Raw genomic sequence first — 17,816 nt, 5'->3', positions numbered from 1 at the left:
ACGACTCCCCCGACGGGTGTGACCTACACCACGGGAAGCTACCGCTCAGCCGGGGACCGCACCGCCCGGCGGCGGTACCTGCAGGGCCACGAGGAAGCGGGTCACCATCCCGTACCCGCCGACCAGGACGGCGAGCTCCACCACCTGCCGGTCGTCGAGGTGGGCGCGCACGGCGTCGAAGACGTCGTCGGGCACGGTGACGGCGCGGGCCGAGGCGTCGGTGAAGGCGAGGACGGCGGCCTGCACCGGCGTCCACCCGTCGTCGGCGCCGGCGTCGGCGGCGCGCAGGGCCGCCAGGTGCTGGTCGGTGAGCCCGGCGTCGCGGGCGATCGGCTCGTGGGCGGCCCACGCGAAGGCCGCGCCGGCGAGCGCGGCGACCCGCAGCACCACCAGCTCGCGCAGGTCCCCGGGGAGCGTGGTGCCGCGGCGCAGCGCGCCGAGCAGCGCGTTCCAGCCCTCGGCCACCGGCGGGCTGTGCAGCAGCAGCCGGTCGAGGGTGGTCAGGACGCCCTGCCGGCGGGCGCGCAGCAGGTCGGCGGTCGGGCCGTCGGCCGGCGCCTCCGGGAGCCGGGAGGTCACCGGCCGGCGAGGACGCCGGAGGGATAGGCGCCGTTGCCGACGACGGCGGTCGACAGCCGCTTGCCCAGCTCGACGACGCGACCGGTGCGTTCGGGCCCCAGGTGGGCCCACGGCGCGGTCGACAGCGCGTCGGTCTCGGCCTCGACGTCGGCCCGCAGCCGGCGCCCGGCGTCGGTGAGCTGCTCGCCGTCGAGCAGGCCGCGGGCGGCGAGGCGGGCCAGGCCCGCGTCCCACTCCTCGTCGGTCCAGCCGCGCGTGGCCTTCGCGGCGGCGGGTGAGAAGCCGCGACCGGTGGCGGTGTGGGTGAGCAGCGCCTCCAGCCCGGACAGGTCGGCGCGCACCAGCACGGCCACGTGCCCGTCGCCGCGCCACTCGCGCAGCAGCGTCGCGGCGTGCCAGAGGCGGCCGACCGGGTCCTCCGGCCAGGGGAGGTCGGCGTGGCCGGCGTAGAGCGGCCGGCCCTCGGCGGGGAGCACGGAGCACGCCTCGGCCAGCAGGTCGGCGAGCTCGGCGACCTCCGGCGCGGCCGCGGCCTCCTCCCCCCCGAGCAGCCGGGTCAGCGAGGCGCGGGCGGCGGTGAGCCGGGCCGCGACGACCTGCTCCGGGGTGGCCAGCGTCCACGCCCGCGGCACGTGCCGGGCCACGATCGCCGGGGAGAAGTTGGAGAACGTCGCCGTCACCACCCCCGGGCCGACGGCGCCCATCGGGGCCGCGCGGCCGGCGAAGTAGACCATCCGGCCCGGGCGCAGGCCGACGGCCGTGAGGTGCTGCTCGGTCTCGGGCACGAAGTACACGTGGTCGTGCAGCGGCGCGAGGGAGCGGTACGCCCGGCCGACGACGGCCGGGTCGAGAGCGGGCGCGGTGGCATCGGCGCTGACCATGCCGGCGACCCTAGGCCAGCGGCGGCACCGGGTAGGCCCAGGAGGAGTAGGTGCGAGCGACGCGGAAGCCGAGGCGCTCGTAGAGCGCGAAGGCGCCGGTGGTGTTCTCCGTGTCGACGTCGAGCGCCGCCCGCCCGCAGCCGCCTTCCACGGCGGCGGCCAGCGCGGCGGCGACGACCGCCGACGCGACGCCCCGACCGCGGGCCGCGGGGAGCACGCCGATCTGGCCCAGGTGGGAGGTGCGGACGCCGGTCGCGCGGGTGTCCGCCTCGTACACGTAGGCCAGCGCGTAGCCGGTGACCGCGCCGTCGGCGAGGGCCAGCACCGACAGGTCGGGGCGGAACGCCTCCCGCCCGGTGAACCAGGTGCGCCAGGCCTGCTCGTCGCGCTCGCTGGAGCCGTGGTGGGCGGTGAAGGAGACGTTGTGCGCCCGCCGGACCTCGTCGTCGCGGTCCCGGTCGAAGGGGACGATCTCCACCCCGGGCGGCGCGGGCACGGCGGGCAGGTCGGTCAGTGGCCGCTCCATCGCGGCGAACAGCCGCTCGACCTCGAAGCCGCTGCGCCGCAGCAGCGACTCCAGCGACGTCATGGTGGGCCACACCGAGGCGACCAGCCGGCCGGGCAGCCCCGCGGGCGCGAGGTCGGCGTGCTGCTCGGTGCCGCGGCGCACCTGCCAGTCCACCAGCGCCCGGCCGACACCGCGGCCGCGGAACTCCGGGTGCACCCGGCCCTCGGACCAGACGCGGAGGGCGTCGCGGCCGCCCCGGGAGGCGATCGACGTCGCCCAGCCGGCCAGCCGGCCCTCCGCCGTCACCACCGCCCGCCCGTCGCGCCGCAGGTCCACCACGTCGTTGCCCCACCACTCGGTGAGGTCGTCGGCGTCCTCGTGCTCCCCGGTGCCGTCGAGCGCCTCGGCCGCCGCGAGCAGCCCCGCGGCGGCGTCGGCGTCGTCGAGGGTGAGCGGTCGGGCGGTGAGGCCCTCGGGCAGGCCGGTCACGTCGGGCACGGGCGAGTCGGGCACGGGCGAGTCGGACACGGGCGACGACGCTAGGCCGGTCCCTCCCCCGGCCGCGACCGCATTACCGGCGGGCCAACAGGCAGAACGGGTGCCCGGCGGGATCGGCGTGGACGCGCACCACCTCCTGCTCGTCCTCGTGCCCGCCGAGCGGGCGGGCGCCGGCCTCCTCGGCCAGCGCACAGGCCGCCTCGAGGTCGTCGACCTCCAGGTCGAGGTCCCCCACCACTCGCAGGCCCGCGGCGGGCCCCTGCAGTCGGGCCGCACGGAGCGACTGATCGAGCAACGACCGTCAGGAGCGGGCCAGGCCCTGCCGGTCCGGGGTGCCGAGGACGGCGGCGGTGAGGCGGGCGGCGGGCACTCAGTCCTCCAGGGCGAACAGCCGGGCGCCGTTGTCGTGCAGCACCGCGCGCAGCCAGTCCTCGCCGAGGTCGAGGCCGGCGAGCGCAGCGAGCTGCTCGGCGTAGGGGTACGGGATGGACGGGAAGTCGCTGCCCAGCAGCACCTTCTCGCGTAGCGCACCCAGCCGCGGCCGCAGCGCCCGGTCGAAGGGCATGAGCCGCTCGGTGAACCCGGTGGCGAACATGGTGGTGTCCAGGTGCACGTGCTCGTACCGCTCGGCGAGGTCGAGGAACTCGCGGTACTCGGGCATCCCGAGGTGGGCGACGACCAGCCGCAGCCCGGGGTGGCGCTCGAGCAGACCGGCCGCCGGCCCGGGGCCGGTGTGCTCGCCGCGCAGCGGACCGGAGCCGCAGTGGACGACCACCGGCGTCCCTGTCTCCTCCAGCCGCGACCACACCGGCTCCAGCAGCGGGTGGCGCGGGTCGAAGCCACCCACCTGCACGTGCACCTTGAACACCCGGGCTCCGCGGTGCAGCGCCTCGGCCACGTAGTGGGGCGCCTCGGGCTCGGGGAAGAACGTGGCCGAGGACAGCACCTGCGGATGGGCGTCGGCGAACGCGGCCGACCAGTCGTTGAGCCAGGCGGCCATCCCCGCCTTGTGCGGGTAGGGCAGCGTGGGGAACGCCCGCACGCCGAGTCCGCCGAGCACGGCCAGCCGCTCGTCCTCGGGCAGCGCGTACCGCACCGGCCAGTCGGTGCCGTAGTGCTCCCGCGCGGCCTCGAAGTAGCCCCACACCTTGGCCTGCACCCGCGGCGGCAGGAAGTGCACGTGCACGTCGACCAGGCCGGGCAGGCCCAGCTCCCGCCAGAACCGCGGGACGTCGGCGTCGTCGACCGGCGGGGGCACGCTCATCGCAGCGTGACGACGACCTTGCCGCGGACCCGGCCGCCGGCCACGAGGTCCTGGGCCTCGGCGGTGCGCTCCAGCGGGAACGCCCGCGCGATCGACACCCGCAGCTGCCCGGCGTCGGCCATCCGGCCGAGCTCCTCGAGGTCGTGCCGCTCGGGCCGGACGAACACGTAGCGCCCGCCCATCCCGTTGACCGCCGGGTCGACGACGCTGGCGATGCGGGAGACGTCGCGCACCTGCCGCGGCGCGTCGGCCAGCGTGTCGCCGCCGACGAGGTCGAGGACGGCGTCGACCGGCTCGGACAGCTGCCCGCTGACCGGGCCGGCCGCGTGGTCGAGCACCTCGGCGGCGCCGGCGTCGCGCAGGAAGCCGTGGTTGCGCGGGCTCGCCGTGCCGATCACGTGCGCGCCGAGCGCGACGGCGATCTGCACGGCGAAGAACCCGACCCCGCCGGCGGCCCGGTGCACCAGCACCCGGTCGCCCTCGCCGACGTCGAGGGCCTCGGTGAGCGCCTGGTAGGCGGTCAGCCCGGCCAGCGGCAGCGCGCCGGCCTCGGCGAACGACAGCGAGCCCGGCCTGCGCGCCACGCAGCGCTGCGGAGCGGGCACGAGCTCGGCGGTGGTGCCCCACTGCACGTCGTCGCGGCGCAGGTAGCCGAACACCTCGTCACCGGGCGCGAGGTCGACGACCGCGGGGCCGACGGCCTCGACGGTGCCGGCGAGGTCCCAGCCCGGCACGATCGGGAAGTGGTGCGGGAAGGCCCCGGCCAGGTGCCCCTCGCGGATGCCGACGTCGACCGGGTTGACCCCGGCGGCGTGCGCCCGCACCAGCACGGTGTCGGGCCCGACCGGCGGGTCGGGCAGGTCCTCGCGCAGCGACAGGACCGCCGAGGAGCCGAACCGGTCGTAGGCGACGCCCCGCATCAGCGGCGGCCCTTGACGTACCGGCCGAACGCCTTCTGGATCTCCCGGCGGGAGTCCCGCTCGGCCAGGTCGTGCCGCTTGTCGTAGGACTTCTTGCCCTTGGCCAGCGCCAGGGTGGCCTTGACCTTGCCGTCCTTGAAGTACAGGTCCAGCGGCACGAGCGTCAGGCCGCCCTCGCGGGTCTTGCCGATCAGCTTGTCGATCTCCTCGCGGTGCATGAGCACCTTGCGCTTGCGGCGCGGGGCGTGGTTGGTCCAGGTGCCCTGCGTGTACTCGGGGATGTGCACGTGCTGCAGCCACACCTCGCCGCCGTCGACGGTGGCGAAGCCGTCGACCAGCGACGCCCGGCCGGCGCGCAGGCTCTTCACCTCGGTGCCGGTGAGCACCAGGCCGACCTCGTAGGTGTCGAGGATCGAGTAGTCGTGCCGCGCCTTCTTGTTCTGGGCGATGAGCTTGCGCCCCTGTTCCCGCGGCATCCTCCCAGGTTACCGGGCCGGTGCCCGCCCGCCCTCGGCCACCGCGACCTCCCGGCGCAGCTGCGCGTACGTGGGCGCCTGCACCGGCAGGAACGCCACCTCGCGCACCCGGCGGGCGGTGTCGCTGCCGGCCAGGTAGCCCGATCCCCCGGCCACCGCCGACTCGAACCGCACCGCGTCGGCGGCGAGGTCGAGGGCGGCCAGCCGCAGCCGGGCGAGGTCGCCGGGGTGCACGCCGACCCGGTCACCGGCGAGGTCCTCCAGCCGGCGGACGACGTCGTCGCGCCGCTCGCCCAGGGCGTCGCCGTCGGGGCGCAGGACGGCCGGCCGGTGCTCGGTGGAGGCGGTCAGCGCGGCGTCGGTCACGCCGACGGCCATCGCGGTCTGCAGCAGCACCATCGCCGGGCGGCAGACGGCCACGAAGGAGGCGAGGTCGTCGCTGAGCACGTGCCCCGGGCCGACGGCGACCCCGTCGAGCCCCAGCCCGCCGGTGCCGGTGCCGTTGAGGCCCAGCAGGTCGTAGAGCTCGGTGGGGGTCACGCCGGCGTCGGTGCGGCGCAGGCACACCACCAGCCGCCCCTCCTCGGAGGTGCGCACCGGGGTGACCACGACGGCGTCGTCGAAGAGGTTCGACGCCCAGGTGACCGTGCCCGACAGCCGCCAGCCGTCGCCGTCGCGGGTGGCGGTGACCGGCAGCGTGCCGGTGCCGGCCAGGTCGGCCAGCGCGGGGGCCATCGCGCTGGCGCCGGGGACGGTGCCGGCGCGCAGGCCGTCGACCAGGCCGTCGAGCGGCTCGGCCCGCGCGGAGGCGCGCAGGTACTCCAGCACCATCCGCTGCGACCAGGCGGCGAAGGCGGTGGCCAGCGACACCGACGCCAGCCGGCGGACCATCCGCACCGCGGTCAGCAGCCCCTCGGTCGGGTCGTCGTCGTCCGTGCCGAAAGCACCGACGCCACCCAGCCGCCGCAGGTGCAGGCGGACGTCGGCGCGCCCGGCGTCGACGTCCCCCGCCCCCGCTGCCGCCTGCTCGTGGATCCCGCTGACGTCGGCCGTCGTCATGCCCGCTTCCTACCCGCCCCGGGCTCCGGCCGCGACGGGAGGGGCGGGAGCCGGCTACAGCCGGACGTAGAGGCGCAGGGTCACGTACGCGGCGACGGCGGCCAGGCCCACCCCGGCACCGGCGATGATCGGGCTGATCGTGGCGATCGCGCTCCAGTCGACCGGCGGGATGATCCCCGCCTTGATCGGCCCGGCCAGCGTCTTGTCGACGAAGAGCACCTTGGTCAGCACCAGCCCGCCGACGGCGAGCATCGCGCCGATGAGCCCGGCCAGCGCCGCCTCGAGGATGAACGGCAGCTGGGTGTACCAGCGCGAGGCGCCGACCAGCCGCATGATGTTGGTCTCGTTGCGCCGGTTGAACGCCGCGAGCTGGATCGTGTTGGAGATCAGCAGCAGGGCCGCCAGCGCCTGCACCACCGCCACGGCGATCGTCGCGTTGCGGGCGCCGTTGAGCAGGCTGAACAACCGGTCGAGGAAGTCGCCCTCGTCGCGCACCTGGTCGACGCCGTTCTGCCCGTTGGGGAACTCCGCGGCGATGACCTCGTAGCGCTCGGGGTTGACCAGCTCCACGCGGAAGCTCTCCGGCAGCGCGTCCGGCGGGGTGTTCTCGACCAGCTCGGGCTGCTGGGAGAACTGCTGCCGGAAGCGCTCGTAGGCCTCCTCCTTGGACTCGTAGAGGTAGGTGGCCACCTCCGGCGAGTCGGCGAGCTGGGTCTCGATGGCGCTGCGCTGCTCGTCGGTGACGTCGTCGGCCAGGAAGATGGAGACCTGCACCTTGTCGTAGTAGATCTCCTTCATGTCGGAGATCATCCCGGCGATGAGCAGGCCGGTCCCCATGAGACCGAGCGAGATGGCCGTGGTCAGGATCATCGCGACCGTCATGGTCAGGTTGCGACGCAGCCCGGTGGCCACCTCGGAGAGGACGAAGTTGACGCGCATGGGTTCCCTGTCGTGAGGTGCAGGAGGTGGCGGGGGCGACCAGCGGTCAGCGGCCGACGCCGTAGACGCCGCGCGACTGGTCGCGGGTGATCTGGCCCCCGTTGAGCTCGATGACGCGGCGGCGCATGGAGTCGACGATGTGGTAGTCGTGCGTCGCCATGATCACGGTGGTGCCGGTGCGGTTGATCCGCTCCAGCAGCAGCATGATCCCCTCGCTGGTCTCCGGGTCGAGGTTGCCGGTGGGCTCGTCGGCGAGCAGCACCAGCGGCCGGTTGACGAAGGCGCGGGCGATGGCCACCCGCTGCTGCTCACCGCCGGAGAGCTCGTGCGGCAGCCGGTTGGCCTTGCCGTCGAGGCCGACCATCTCCAGCACCTCGGGGACGACGCGCTTGATGGTGCGGTGCGGCTTGTTGATGACCTCGAGGGCGAAGGCCACGTTCTCCGCCACCGTGCGGTTGCGCAGCAGGCGGAAGTCCTGGAAGACGCAGCCCATCGTCCGGCGGAGCTTGGGCACCTGCCACTTGCTCATGCCGTTGAGCGTTTTGCCGTTGACGGTGATCGTCCCGCGGGTCGGGTCGTCCTCCTTGAGCAGCAGCCGGAGGAACGTCGACTTGCCGGAGCCCGAGGAGCCGATGAGGAAGACGAACTCCCCCTTGTCGATCTCCGTCGTCACGTCATCGAGGGCCGGCCGGGGGCTGGCCGGGTAGAGCTTGGTGACGTGTTGCAATTCGATCACGAGGGGCCACGGTACCTGTCCGGAGCCGCACTCTGGTCGGTTCGCACCGAGACGCACCGGGAGCGGTTCGGCGACCTGCCCTGCTACCCAGCGGGATCGCCCCGCCAACCGCGCCGCGGTGTGACCGAGGCGACGCTCAGCCGGCCGACACGCTCTCCTGCTGCCGGCGCCACCGGATGCCGGCCTCGATGAAGGAGTCGATGTCGCCGTCGAGCACGGCCGCGGTGTTGCCGGTCTCCTGCTCGGTGCGCAGGTCCTTGACCATCTGGTACGGGTGCAGCACGTAGGAGCGCATCTGGTTGCCCCAGCTGGAGCCCTCGCCCTTGAGCGCGTCCATGGCCGCCCGCTGCTCCTCCTGCCGCTTGGCCAGCAGCCGCGCCTGCAGCACGCGCATCGCCGCGGCCCGGTTCTGGATCTGGCTCTTCTCGTTCTGGCAGGAGACGACGATGCCGGTGGGCAGGTGGGTGATCCGGACGGCGGAGTCGGTGGTGTTGACGCTCTGCCCGCCGGGCCCCGAGGAGCGGAAGACGTCGATGCGGATCTCGTTCTCCGGGATGTCGACGTGGTCGGTCTGCTCGACGACGGGCAGCACCTCCACCCCGGCGAACGACGTCTGCCGGCGGCCCTGGTTGTCGAAGGGCGAGATGCGCACCAGCCGGTGGGTGCCCTGCTCGACCGACAGGGTGCCGTAGGCGTAGGGCTGCTTGACGGCGAAGGTGGCCGACTTGATGCCGGCCTCCTCCGCGTAGCTGGTGTCGTAGACCTCGACGGCGTACTTGTGCCGCTCGGCCCAGCGCAGGTACATCCGCATGAGCATCTCGGCGAAGTCCGCGGCGTCGACCCCGCCGGCTTCCGAGCGGATGGTCACCAGCGCCTCGCGGGAGTCGTACTCGCCGTTGAGCAGCGTGCGGACCTCGAGCTCGTCGATCGCCTTGCGCAGGCTCTCCAGCTCCCGCTCGGCCTCGGCCGTGGTGTCCGCGTCGTCCTCCTCCGCCGCCATCTCGTGCAGCAGGCCGACGTCATCGAGCCGGCTGCGCAGCTCCTCGACCCGGCGCAGGTCGCCCTGCAGGTAGGACAGCCGGGAGGTCAGCGCCTGCGCGGCCTCCACGTCGTTCCACAGGTCGGGCGCGGCGGCCTGCTGCTCGAGGTCGGCGACCTCCCGGCGCAGCCGGTCGACGTCGAGGACGGACTCGATGCTCCTGAGGGTCGTGTCGAGTTCGTCGAGGACGACGGAGAAGTCTGCGGCCACGTCGATCCAGGGTAGTGCGCCCGCGGGCCGGGGGGCCGGGCGGCGCGGTCAGCCGGTCCGCTCGGCCATCCACCCCGGGACGGCGCCGGGCGGGCGGGGGAAGTCGCGCAGCTCGGCGAGCAGCGCCGCGCGCGGCAGCGGCGGGCCGGCGGGCTCGGCGTCGCCGTTGAACAGGGGCAGCAGCCGGCCGGTGGACCGGTCGAGGACCATCTCGGTCTGCAGCCAGGTGCCGCGCTCCGGCGTCCACATGACCCGCTTGAGCTCCTCGACGGCGGCCCGGACCGCGTCGGGCACCGCCACCGGCACCGGCCGCCCGTCGCCGGCGTCGGCCACGAGTTCGTCGCGGCGGACGTCCCCGACCACCGTGGCGCGGTACTTGGCCCGCGCCGCGCCGGCCGGCACCGCGCCGAGCAGGGCGGCGCCGAGGTCGCGCAGGACGGCGGGGGTGTCGCGGGCAGCCGGGGTCACGCCCGCCATCCTCGCAGCGGCCCGCCGGGTGGCCGGGGGCGCCGTCGGGTAGCCCGGGTGGCATGAGCGAGCCCCGCCGGAAGCGCACCCGCGCGGACTACGAGCGCGGCCTGCCCGACCACCACGACCCGACGGCGGGCATCGGCGGCGCGGCGCCGGCGCAGTCGGCGCTGACCTTGCGACTGGTGCTGGCCACGTTCGGGCTGGTCACCTGCACGGTGTTCGGGATCCTGTGGCTGGGCACCGACCTGCCGGCCTGGCCGGCGGTGCTCCTGTTCGTCCTCGCCGCGGTGGCGCTGGTCGACCTAGTCGTGGTGGCCCGGCGCAAGCTGCGCGGCGAGCCGGGATGACGGCGGAAGGTGTCGGCGGAAGGTGTCGGCGGTCACGGCGGTTGCAGCCGCACGTCACCGCCGTCCGGGAGGAGCACGCCGATGCGCGCCGTCGTGTACACGGAGTACGGGGAGCCCGAGGTCGTGGGCGTCGGGGAGGTCGACGAGCCGCACGCCGGGCCGGGCCGGGTCCGCGTGGCCGTGCGCGCCGCGAGCGTCAACCCGATCGACTGGAAGCAGGTCACCGGCCTGATGGCCCGCGGCGCCGCGCCGGACGGGCCGGCCGTGCCCGGCTTCGACGCCGCCGGGGTGGTCGACGAGGTCGGCGAGGGCGTGACCGGCGTGCGGGTCGGCGACGCGGTGTTCGGGCTGGGCCGCGCCACCGCCGCCGAGCACGCCGTCCTCACCGCCTGGGCGCCCGTCCCGGCGGGCACCGGCCTCGAGGAGGCCGCCGGGCTCGGCGTCGCCGGGGAGACCGCCGTCCGCGTGCTGGACCTGCTCGGGCTGCCCGAGGGCGCCACCGTCGTCGTCGACGGCGCCAGCGGCGGGGTGGGCGGTGCCACCGTGCAGGTCGCCGTCAGCCGGGGGCTGCGGGTCGTCGGCACCTCCTCGCCGGCCAACGCCGACTACGTCCGGTCCCTCGGCGCGCTGCACACCCCCTACGGCGAGGGCCTGCCCGACCGGGTGCGCGAACTGGTCCCCGGCGGGGTGGACGGCGCCGTCGACACCGCGGGCCGCGGCTCGGTGCGCGACCTGGTCGCGCTGACCGGCGATCCCGGCAGGGTGGTCACCGTCGCCGACTTCGGCGCCGGTGACCTCGGCGTGCAGGTGACCACCAGCAGCGAGGGCGCCGCGCCCCGGCTGGCCGAGGTCGCGCGGCTGGCGGCCGACGGCCGGCTGCGGCTGCCGGTCGCCGGCACCTACCCCCTCGAGCGGTCCGCCGAGGCGCTGCGGCGCAGCCGCGAGGGACACGTGCGCGGCAAGCTGGTGCTGACGCCCTAGGGATCGCCGGTCTCGGGCTCGCGGGTCTCGGGCTCGCGGGTCTCGGGCTCGCGGGTCTCGGTGAGCACCCAGCGCAGGTAGTCGGGGTCACCGCCGACGACCGGCACGGCGAGGACGCACGGCACGTCGTAGGGGTGCAGCTCGCGGGTGCGGGCGACCAGCGCCGGGACCAGTGAGCGGCGGGTGTGCAGCGCCACGCGGGCCTCCGGGTCGTCGTGCACCGCCCCCTCCCAGCGGTACACCGAGCGGATCGCGGTGAGCTGGTGCCCGCAGGCGGCCAGCCGCTCCTCCACCAGCGTCCGGGTGTAGCCGGCCAGCCAGCCGGCGTCCGGCCCGGTGACGACGACCTCGACCACCTCGGTGTCCACACGCCCATCCTGCGGGGCGTGCACGGGGGCGCGCGGGGTAGGGGCCGCCCATGAGCGACGACCTGACGATCGACATCGACGGCGACCAGTACGTCCTCCGCCAGGGCACCGAGGGGCTGCAGGTGGGCCGCCGCGTCGGCGGCGAGGTGGCCTGGCTCGACGACGTCGACCCGGCGCTGCTGTCGGAGGACGCCCGCGCCGCGCTCGCCGAGGGCGACACCACCAACCCCGCCCTGCAGACGGCGATCGGCGGCATCGTGCAGGCCGAGGTCGAGCGCGGCGGCTGACCCGGGCCGGCGCGGGCCATGCCGGCTGTGCATCACCGTCGGTATTGGCCCCGCCCCGCGCGGGCCTGCGACGCTCCGGCACGGCGTCCCCAGTCGCCCCCCTGGGGACGCCACTCCCACGTCCTGGGCAGAAGTCGACCGTGGCCACGCGTCCCTGCGCCGTCGCGGTCGACGACGCCGTCCTCGCAGACCTGCGCGACCGCCTGGCCCGCACGCGGTGGACCGGCAGCCTGGCCCCCGGCTGGGACCACGGCGCCGACGTGGACACCCCCGCCGGGCGGTTCGGGCTGCACGTGAGCGGGAGCACCCGTGGACCCACCTCGACTCCCTGGCCGCCGACCTCACCGCCGAGGAGCGGCAGATGGTCGAGGACGCGTCCACCCGCACGGGATCCTCGCCGAGCCGACCGTCTCCTGGGTGACCGGGACGATCGGCTCGTCGGTGCGGGCCTGGCCGGCGAGCACTCCGCCACCTCCCCCGGCATCTGGCCGGCTGCTCGCCGCCCGGAGCGAGGGCAGGCGCGACCGCCGGCTCACCGGGACCGTCGAGCGGGCCGCGCACGGCGAGCGGGCCAGCCAGTGGCGGCAGCCGGGCACCGCCCGCTGACCTGCAGGGGGCGTGTCCTCGGGCCCTCGGACCAGGGACCTCCGACCCGTTCCGGCGACCCGTGACCGTCCTAGCGTCGTCCCCGGACGCCGATCACCCGGCGCCCGGGACGCCCACGTCAGGGAGTCGTCATGACCGTTCCCGTCGACCGGCCGCCCGCCGCGGCCGAGGAACCCCCACCGGCCACGCGGGTGGAGGACGCACCCCACGCCCCGGAGGACAGCGAGAAGCCCGGCATCGAGGACCGCCGCTGGCTGCTGTTCGCCGTCGTGGTGGCGTTCATCGTGATCGCCTTCACCGGCATGCTCGTGCTCACCGCCCTCGGCGGCGGTTCGAACTACATCCCCTGGGGCGACTGACGCACCGGCCGGCGGTCAGCCGGCCACCAGCTCCAGGGCCGCCTCGGGCCACCACTGGCCCGCCGGGGGCCCGCCGCCGCAGGTGCCGTCGGAGTCGCCGGGCTGCTTGACCCACAGCAGCGCGTCGAGCCGGGGGACGTCGGTGGAGGTCGTCGGCTCCTCGCCGAGCGCCCGCCCCGGCGGGTTGCACCAGCGGCCCTCCTCGCTGCCGCTGTCCTCCGGCGGGCCGGCGCCGTTGCGACTGGTGTCGACGACGAAGTGGGCGGGCGGTGTCCCCTCGGGGGCGCCGTCCTCCAGCACGCGGGACAGCTCGGTGCCGTACTCGGTGCTGGCCTCGGTCGTCTCGTAGTTGGAGACGTTGAGGGCGAACCCGTCGGCCGCGTCGATGCCGCTGCGGCGCAGGGCGTCGGCGAGCGCCGGCAGGTCCTGGACCCAGCTGGCGTTGCCGGCGTCGACGTAGACGCGCGCGCCCGGCTGCCGGTCGAGGATGTCCACGGCCTGGGCGAGCACCTCGTAGCGCGCCGCGGCGTCCACGCCCGGGCAGCCGACCAGGGCCTGCGGAACGGCGTCGGGCTCCAGCACGACCACCGCGGGGCGGTCGCCGAGGGCCGCGGCGAAGCTGCCGATCCAGGCGAGGTAGGCGTCGGCGTCGGGGGCGCCGCCGCTGGAGTACAGGCCGCAGTCGCGCCCCGGCACGTTGTAGGCCACCAGGACCGGCAGCTCCCCGGCCGCGTCGGCGGCCAGCGACACCTCCTCCACCGCGGGGTAGGGGTTGTCGTTCGTGGCGAACCAGGTGGCGGTCGGCTGCTCGGCCAGCGGGGCGAGCGCCTCGGCGTCCTCGGTGCGCCCCTCGGCCCGGGCCTGCTCGACGGCGACGGGGCCGTGGCCCTCGGGGTTGAGCCAGAGCTCCTCCCCCGCCAGGCGGCTCGCGCCCTCCTCCTCCGGCGCGGCGGTGCCGGTGGGGTCCGCGGGATCCGTCGTGCCGCTGCCGCCGCAGGCGACCGCGGTGCCGGCCACGACGGCCAGCACCGCGGTCCGCAGCGACCGCCGGCGGGCGGTGCCCGCGGTCATCCCACGTGCACCCATCGCGCCGGCGACGGGACGCCGTGGTCGTCGAGCACGACCAACATGTACCAGCCCGACGGCGTCAGGCCTTCCTCCTCGGGGACGCTCAGCTCGACCGTCCCGCCGCCGCAGCAGCCGTCCGGGCAGTGCCCGTCACCCGAGGCGGCCGGCGCCGGTGCCTCCTCCCCCGGGCAGGACACGTCCAGCGCGATCGACCGCTGCTCGGTGTCGGTCTGGTGCGTGACGGCGCTGGGGCGCAGCAGCCGGGCCTCGGCGACGCCGCCGCCCTCGGTGGCGACGGTGAAGCCGCTGCCCCGGGTGACCTCCTGCGGGGCGTCGGTGATGGCCGGCCGCTCCCCGGCGAACAGGTAGGGCGGGGAGTAGATCTCGATGCGCGTCTCGAACCGGCCGGGGATGGTGTTGTCCTCGTCGGAGAACAGCGGGTCCGAGCCCATGGTCATGACCCGCCCGTCGGGCAGCAGCAGCGCCGTCGCGTGGTAGTTGCGGCCGACCTCGTTGGGTGCCGCGTCCTGCAGGTGGCCGCTGTGCGGGTCGTACCGCGTCGTCAGGTGCAGGTCGCTCTGGGAGTTGCCGCGGTAGCCGACCGAGCCGCCGGTGAGCAGGGTGGTGTCGTCGGGCAGCGTGACCGCGTTGATGTAGCGCGCCGGGCTCGGGTAGTCGACGCCGGCCGGCTGGTAGCGGGGCTCGGCCTCGCTGAGGTCGACGACGTCGAAGCGGGCCGTGGACTCCTCGCTGTCCCCGACGCCGCCGCCACCGACGATCGCCACCCGCTGGTCCTGCGCGGGGGCGAGCATGAACGAGGTGCTGGTCTCGTTGAACTCGGGGTCGCGCAGGCCCTCGACGTCCTGCCAGCCGTTGTCGGCCAGGTCCCAGATGCCGGGCTGGCGGCCCGCCTCGGCCGGCCCGTAGCCGGTGTTGGAGCCGCTGTAGAAGAGCCGGTGGCCGTCGGCGAGGCGGAACAGCGCGGGGTAGGTCGGGAAGTACCGCTCGAGCTCCGGCCGGTTCGCCCAGGTGCGGGTGGCCGGGTCGTAGACCTCGTTGTCGCCGTCGACGACCTGGCCGAACTCGTCGAGGCCGGAGACGGCCAGCACGCCGCCGTCCCCCGTGCCGACCAGCGTCGGGTACCAGCGCGACTCGGTCAGCCGCCCGGTCGGGCGGTAGCTCTCGCTGGCGACGTCGTACTCGTAGGAGGCGTCCAGCCCGGTGTAGTTCTGCTTGTCGAGGGTGATGGTGTCGCCCTGGCCGTAGAGCGTGGACCGCTCCTCGGCGCTGAACTCCTCGACCTGGAACTGCTGGCCGCCGGTGACGACGGGGCCCTCGCCCTCCTCCTCGGCCTCGATCCACACCTCCTGCTCGCCGGCCATGGAGCTGCCGTCGGCCATGAGGTGCGCGGGCGGGACGGTGACCTCCTCCGCTGTCGTGTAGGCGTTGCCGCGGGCGGTGAACCGGGTGCCGGCGGGCAGGGTGACCGACTCGTCGAGGCGCTCGTTCTTGACGGTGAGCACACCGGCGGCGTGCGTGACGTCGTCGGCGAGGACCTCGTAGTCCCGCGTGCCGCCGGCCACCAGCAGGTTGCCGTTGGGCAGGTAGGCGTGCCCGGAGCAGAACAGGTCCTCCGGGGTCGGGATCTCCTCGGCCTCCCCGCTCACCGGGTCCCACAGGATGGTCCGGAAGGTGCCGGCCTCGAAGTTCTCGGCGTCGTTGCCCGACCCGGCGATGAGCAGGACGTCGCCGGTGTACAGCAGGGCGGCGTGCACGGCCTGGCCCCGGTACTCCTCGGGCAGCTCGATGGTCTCCCACGACCCGTACTGGGCCTTGTACTCCGGGCGGCTGCGCTGGAAGTCGGTGTAGACGTCCGCGGCGACGGCGGTCACGACCGGGCCGTTGGCGGCCACCAGCCCGCCCACCGTGGCGGCGATCAGCGCGGCGTTGCGCAACCGGCGCGTGCGGCGCGGCATGCGTCGGGTCATCGGGTGCTCTCCTGGGTCTGGGGGACGTCGACCAGCCGGTTGCGCACGAACCGGACGGCCGGCGCGGCCGGAGCCGGGACGACGTCGGGTGCGGCGAGGACCGGCCGGGACGGGACGGGCAGGGACGGGGCGGGCACGGCGGGCGCGGTCGCGGCGGGTGCCGGGGCGCTCTGCCGGGCGCGCCGGCGCCCGGCGCTCCAGATCGCCACCGGCAGCAGCGACATGACCAGGCTCAGCACGGCCCAGATCCGGATGGCGGCGTGCGTGTGGCCGAGCAGCTGCGAGGCCACCAGCGCGGCGGCCACCACGGCGGCCCAGCCCAGGTGCCGGCCGAACACGCCCAGCCGGTCACCGGCGACCGCGCCCTTGCGGGTGACGTGGAAGCCGGTGCTGCGGTTGCGCACGGCGGCGAGGAGGGCGCTGACGTACAGCGGCGCCGACATCACCGAGATGGCCATGCCGCTGACCCCCGAGGAGCCCTCCTCCTCGTGCGGGCTGACGTTGTGCTTGCGGTTCCAGAAGTAGACGGCGACCTGCAGCACCGCGGCGTTGACGTAGAGCACCAGCCACAGCTGCGCGGACACCAGCAGGCCCGCGACGCCGGTCAGCAGGTAGGCGAGGAGGTTGCCGATGCCGAGCACCCAGCTGATAGCGGCCGCCGGGTAGTACGACATCAGCAGCGCGTAGTGGGTCAGCCGGCGGAACGACAGCCGGGGGGCCAGCCGCCAGAAGCGCCGCAGCACGACCTCGTCGGTGCCGCGGGCCCAGCGGCCCTGCTGGGTGAAGTAGTCCCGCCAGGTGCTCGGGCCCTCGCCCACCGCCAGGACGTCGGGGGTGTAGACCGACTTCCACGGGGCGCCGGTCCGCGGGTTGCGGCCGGCGTGCCAGACGAGGCTGGTCGCGGCGTCCTCGGTGATGGAGTCCTGCAGTCCGCCGACGGCCCGCAGCGCCGCGATCCGCACGGCGTTGTTGGTGCCCACGAACATCGCGCTGCTCGACCGGTTGGCCGCCCGCTGCAGGACGCTGTGGAACAGGTACTGCTGGGACTCCGCGGCGCGGGTGACGAAGTTGTCGTAGTTGCCGTAGACCTGCGGGCCGACGACGAAGGCGACGTCCGGGTCGTGGAAGTAGCCCATCAGCCGCTCGGCCATGTTGGGCATCGGCACGTGGTCGGTGTCCACCGACACCCAGAAGTCGTACTCGTCGCCGTGTGCCTCGAGCCAGGCGTTGTAGTTGCCGTGCTTGGTGCGCGCCTTGTGCGGGCCCGAGCTCTGGTTCCACCGGGGCACGCCGGCCCGGCTGAAGTGGCGGACGCCGAGCTCGGCGCACAGGGCGCGGACGGCGGGGTCGTCGCCCTCGTCGAGCAACCAGACGTGGAAGGTGCCCTCGTACCGGACCTGGACGGCGGCCTCCAGCGTCCGGCGCACCATCTCGATCGGCTCCTTGCCCGGCACGATCGTGGTGATGAACGCCAGCCGCTGACCGGTCAGGGGGACGACCGGCACCGGGTCGCGGGCGTTGAGCGTGGCCACGGCCAGGGTGCAGACGTTCACCAGGCGCAGGCCCTCGATGATCGCGATGCTGCCGATCAGCGCCATGGCCAGGAAGGACTGCCAGTCCTGCGAGAACTCGGGGTGGTTGGCCGGCCGCAGCAGGAAGGCCAGGAACGCGACCTCGCACAGCAGGGCCGTGGACACCAGCAGCCAGGCGCGCAGGCGCGCGCCGCCGCGGGTGACCGGGCGGAACCGGACGCGGCTGTCCGGCGTCGGCTCCTGCAGCGGACCGGCGAGCTCGCTGAAGTCGGCGTAGGGGTAGGTCGCCTGGGGAGTGCGGTCAGCCACGCCGGGACGTGACCGGGAGGCTGCCTCCTTCCCGGGAGGCGACCGGCAGGGCCGACGGCGCGCGGCAGGGCAGAGCGGTTACGAGCAAGGCGGAACCCATTCGACAGTCGAGCGGAACGGCGCGCACGCGGGTGCGCGCCGCCGGTGGACAGGCGAGGACGGAGGACCCGCGGGACGGGGCCGGCCGGACGCCGCCGCTGTCGCGGCAGGTCCCGGCGGTCCGTCTCCGCACCCGCGCGCCGGTGCGCGGGATCGGGGGGAGCCGATCGGTTCCTCTCGGTCGGCACCCGGCCGGGTGCCTGACGCACGGTAAGCACGGGCGATCGTCAGGCGCTGTACCGATCGGGGGAACCTGGACGGCGACACGTCCAACGCGGGGTGTCAAGCACGA

Annotated in this window: 21 protein-coding genes; 5 read left to right on the top strand and 16 right to left on the bottom strand. The window is 75.0% G+C overall.

What is annotated here, in order from left to right; genetic code table 11:
• Positions 1-45 precede the first annotated feature (45 nt).
• The 12 genes from CHC04_RS14730 to CHC04_RS14680 form a co-directional block, all read right to left on the bottom strand.
• On the bottom strand, positions 46-579 hold the full coding sequence (locus CHC04_RS14730; RefSeq protein WP_089404691.1) for a carboxymuconolactone decarboxylase family protein: 534 nt from the start codon (positions 577-579) through the stop codon (positions 46-48).
• Positions 576-1,460, bottom strand: a complete 885-nt coding sequence (locus CHC04_RS14725) for an SCO6745 family protein (protein ID WP_176450021.1) — start codon at positions 1,458-1,460, stop codon at positions 576-578. Before CHC04_RS14725 ends, CHC04_RS14730 begins: the two co-directional genes overlap by 4 nt.
• 10 nt (positions 1,461-1,470) lie before the next feature.
• Complete coding sequence (locus CHC04_RS14720; RefSeq protein ID WP_089404690.1) at positions 1,471-2,496, bottom strand: GNAT family N-acetyltransferase; 1,026 nt, start codon at positions 2,494-2,496, stop codon at positions 1,471-1,473.
• A 43-nt stretch (positions 2,497-2,539) separates the two neighbouring features.
• Complete coding sequence (locus CHC04_RS24235) at positions 2,540-2,701, bottom strand: VOC family protein (RefSeq protein ID WP_245817233.1); 162 nt, start codon at positions 2,699-2,701, stop codon at positions 2,540-2,542.
• Positions 2,702-2,836: 135 nt separating this feature from the next.
• On the bottom strand, positions 2,837-3,730 hold the full coding sequence (locus CHC04_RS14715) for an amidohydrolase family protein (protein ID WP_089404689.1): 894 nt from the start codon (positions 3,728-3,730) through the stop codon (positions 2,837-2,839).
• Positions 3,727-4,650 carry an NADP-dependent oxidoreductase gene (locus CHC04_RS14710; RefSeq protein WP_089404688.1) on the bottom strand — a complete coding sequence of 308 codons (924 nt, stop codon included), beginning with the start codon at positions 4,648-4,650 and terminating at the stop codon, positions 3,727-3,729. The genes CHC04_RS14715 and CHC04_RS14710 overlap by 4 nt, the downstream gene beginning before the upstream one ends.
• Positions 4,650-5,126 carry an SsrA-binding protein SmpB gene (gene smpB / locus CHC04_RS14705; protein ID WP_089404687.1) on the bottom strand — a complete coding sequence of 159 codons (477 nt, stop codon included), beginning with the start codon at positions 5,124-5,126 and terminating at the stop codon, positions 4,650-4,652. The genes CHC04_RS14710 and smpB overlap by 1 nt, the downstream gene beginning before the upstream one ends.
• A gap of 9 nt (positions 5,127-5,135) precedes the next feature.
• Positions 5,136-6,185, bottom strand: coding sequence for an acyl-CoA dehydrogenase (locus tag CHC04_RS14700; protein WP_089404686.1), 1,050 nt, complete (start codon positions 6,183-6,185; stop codon positions 5,136-5,138).
• A gap of 54 nt (positions 6,186-6,239) precedes the next feature.
• The gene (ftsX, locus tag CHC04_RS14695; protein WP_089404685.1) at positions 6,240-7,124 is read right to left on the bottom strand and encodes a permease-like cell division protein FtsX; all 885 of its coding nucleotides are present in this window, start codon (positions 7,122-7,124) and stop codon (positions 6,240-6,242) included.
• Positions 7,125-7,170: 46 nt separating this feature from the next.
• Positions 7,171-7,860, bottom strand: a complete 690-nt coding sequence (gene ftsE / locus CHC04_RS14690; RefSeq protein ID WP_089404684.1) for a cell division ATP-binding protein FtsE — start codon at positions 7,858-7,860, stop codon at positions 7,171-7,173.
• 136 nt (positions 7,861-7,996) lie between these two features.
• A complete protein-coding gene (prfB, locus tag CHC04_RS14685; protein WP_089404683.1) occupies positions 7,997-9,109 on the bottom strand; it encodes a peptide chain release factor 2 in 1,113 nt (370 codons plus the stop codon).
• A gap of 48 nt (positions 9,110-9,157) precedes the next feature.
• The gene (locus tag CHC04_RS14680; protein ID WP_089404682.1) at positions 9,158-9,577 is read right to left on the bottom strand and encodes a hypothetical protein; all 420 of its coding nucleotides are present in this window, start codon (positions 9,575-9,577) and stop codon (positions 9,158-9,160) included.
• A gap of 62 nt (positions 9,578-9,639) precedes the next feature.
• Between CHC04_RS14680 and CHC04_RS14675 the strand changes: the two genes are divergently transcribed.
• On the top strand, positions 9,640-9,927 hold the full coding sequence (locus CHC04_RS14675) for a DUF6343 family protein (RefSeq protein WP_089404681.1): 288 nt from the start codon (positions 9,640-9,642) through the stop codon (positions 9,925-9,927).
• An 81-nt stretch (positions 9,928-10,008) separates the two neighbouring features.
• Complete coding sequence (locus CHC04_RS14670) at positions 10,009-10,908, top strand: NADP-dependent oxidoreductase (RefSeq protein ID WP_089404680.1); 900 nt, start codon at positions 10,009-10,011, stop codon at positions 10,906-10,908.
• Here CHC04_RS14670 and cutA read toward each other — a convergent pair.
• A complete protein-coding gene (gene cutA, locus CHC04_RS14665) occupies positions 10,905-11,276 on the bottom strand; it encodes a divalent-cation tolerance protein CutA (protein WP_089404679.1) in 372 nt (123 codons plus the stop codon). The genes CHC04_RS14670 and cutA overlap by 4 nt on opposite strands.
• A 50-nt stretch (positions 11,277-11,326) precedes the next feature.
• On the opposite strand from cutA, the gene CHC04_RS14660 reads away from it, so the two are divergent.
• The 3 genes from CHC04_RS14660 to CHC04_RS14650 all read left to right on the top strand — a co-directional run bounded on the left by CHC04_RS14660 (position 11,327) and on the right by CHC04_RS14650 (position 12,528).
• Entirely contained in the window at positions 11,327-11,563 is a 237-nt protein-coding gene (locus CHC04_RS14660; protein WP_089404678.1) for a hypothetical protein, read from the top strand.
• 417 nt (positions 11,564-11,980) lie between these two features.
• Positions 11,981-12,169, top strand: a complete 189-nt coding sequence (locus tag CHC04_RS14655) for a hypothetical protein (protein WP_089404677.1) — start codon at positions 11,981-11,983, stop codon at positions 12,167-12,169.
• A 131-nt stretch (positions 12,170-12,300) separates the two neighbouring features.
• Positions 12,301-12,528, top strand: coding sequence for a hypothetical protein (locus CHC04_RS14650; RefSeq protein ID WP_089404676.1), 228 nt, complete (start codon positions 12,301-12,303; stop codon positions 12,526-12,528).
• Positions 12,529-12,543: 15 nt separating this feature from the next.
• Here CHC04_RS14650 and CHC04_RS14645 read toward each other — a convergent pair whose 3' ends face one another.
• The 3 genes from CHC04_RS14645 to CHC04_RS14635 are packed head-to-tail and all read right to left on the bottom strand — an operon-like array spanning position 12,544 to position 17,425.
• Positions 12,544-13,599, bottom strand: a complete 1,056-nt coding sequence (locus tag CHC04_RS14645) for a glycoside hydrolase family 6 protein (protein WP_217897378.1) — start codon at positions 13,597-13,599, stop codon at positions 12,544-12,546.
• Positions 13,596-15,584, bottom strand: a complete 1,989-nt coding sequence (locus CHC04_RS14640; protein ID WP_089404674.1) for a galactose oxidase early set domain-containing protein — start codon at positions 15,582-15,584, stop codon at positions 13,596-13,598. Before CHC04_RS14640 ends, CHC04_RS14645 begins: the two co-directional genes overlap by 4 nt.
• Positions 15,581-17,425: a glycosyltransferase family 2 protein gene (locus tag CHC04_RS14635; protein ID WP_089404673.1), complete on the bottom strand. Its 1,845-nt coding sequence runs from the start codon at positions 17,423-17,425 to the stop codon at positions 15,581-15,583. Before CHC04_RS14635 ends, CHC04_RS14640 begins: the two co-directional genes overlap by 4 nt.
• Positions 17,426-17,816: the final 391 nt, after the last annotated feature.

This window comes from Geodermatophilus saharensis (genome assembly GCF_900188205.1).
In the GTDB taxonomy this organism is placed as follows: Bacteria; Actinomycetota; Actinomycetes; order Mycobacteriales; family Geodermatophilaceae; genus Geodermatophilus; species Geodermatophilus saharensis.
This window is presented reverse-complemented; position numbering and strand designations above follow the sequence as displayed.

Bases quoted from the DNA above. Each gene is read 5' to 3' on its own strand.
- CHC04_RS14725 (WP_176450021.1), bottom strand. From the start codon at position 1,460: ATGGTCAGCGCCGATGCCACCGCGCCCGCTCTCGACCCGGCCGTCGTC.
- CHC04_RS14715 (WP_089404689.1), bottom strand. From the start codon at position 3,730: ATGAGCGTGCCCCCGCCGGTCGACGACGCCGACGTCCCGCGGTTCTGG.
- CHC04_RS14710 (WP_089404688.1), bottom strand. From the start codon at position 4,650: ATGCGGGGCGTCGCCTACGACCGGTTCGGCTCCTCGGCGGTCCTGTCG.
- smpB (WP_089404687.1), bottom strand. From the start codon at position 5,126: ATGCCGCGGGAACAGGGGCGCAAGCTCATCGCCCAGAACAAGAAGGCG.
- CHC04_RS14700 (WP_089404686.1), bottom strand. From the start codon at position 6,185: ATGACGACGGCCGACGTCAGCGGGATCCACGAGCAGGCGGCAGCGGGG.
- ftsX (WP_089404685.1), bottom strand. From the start codon at position 7,124: ATGCGCGTCAACTTCGTCCTCTCCGAGGTGGCCACCGGGCTGCGTCGC.
- CHC04_RS14675 (WP_089404681.1), top strand. From the start codon at position 9,640: ATGAGCGAGCCCCGCCGGAAGCGCACCCGCGCGGACTACGAGCGCGGC.
- CHC04_RS14670 (WP_089404680.1), top strand. From the start codon at position 10,009: ATGCGCGCCGTCGTGTACACGGAGTACGGGGAGCCCGAGGTCGTGGGC.
- CHC04_RS14660 (WP_089404678.1), top strand. From the start codon at position 11,327: ATGAGCGACGACCTGACGATCGACATCGACGGCGACCAGTACGTCCTC.
- CHC04_RS14650 (WP_089404676.1), top strand. From the start codon at position 12,301: ATGACCGTTCCCGTCGACCGGCCGCCCGCCGCGGCCGAGGAACCCCCA.
- CHC04_RS14645 (WP_217897378.1), bottom strand. From the start codon at position 13,599: ATGACCGCGGGCACCGCCCGCCGGCGGTCGCTGCGGACCGCGGTGCTG.
- CHC04_RS14640 (WP_089404674.1), bottom strand. From the start codon at position 15,584: ATGACCCGACGCATGCCGCGCCGCACGCGCCGGTTGCGCAACGCCGCG.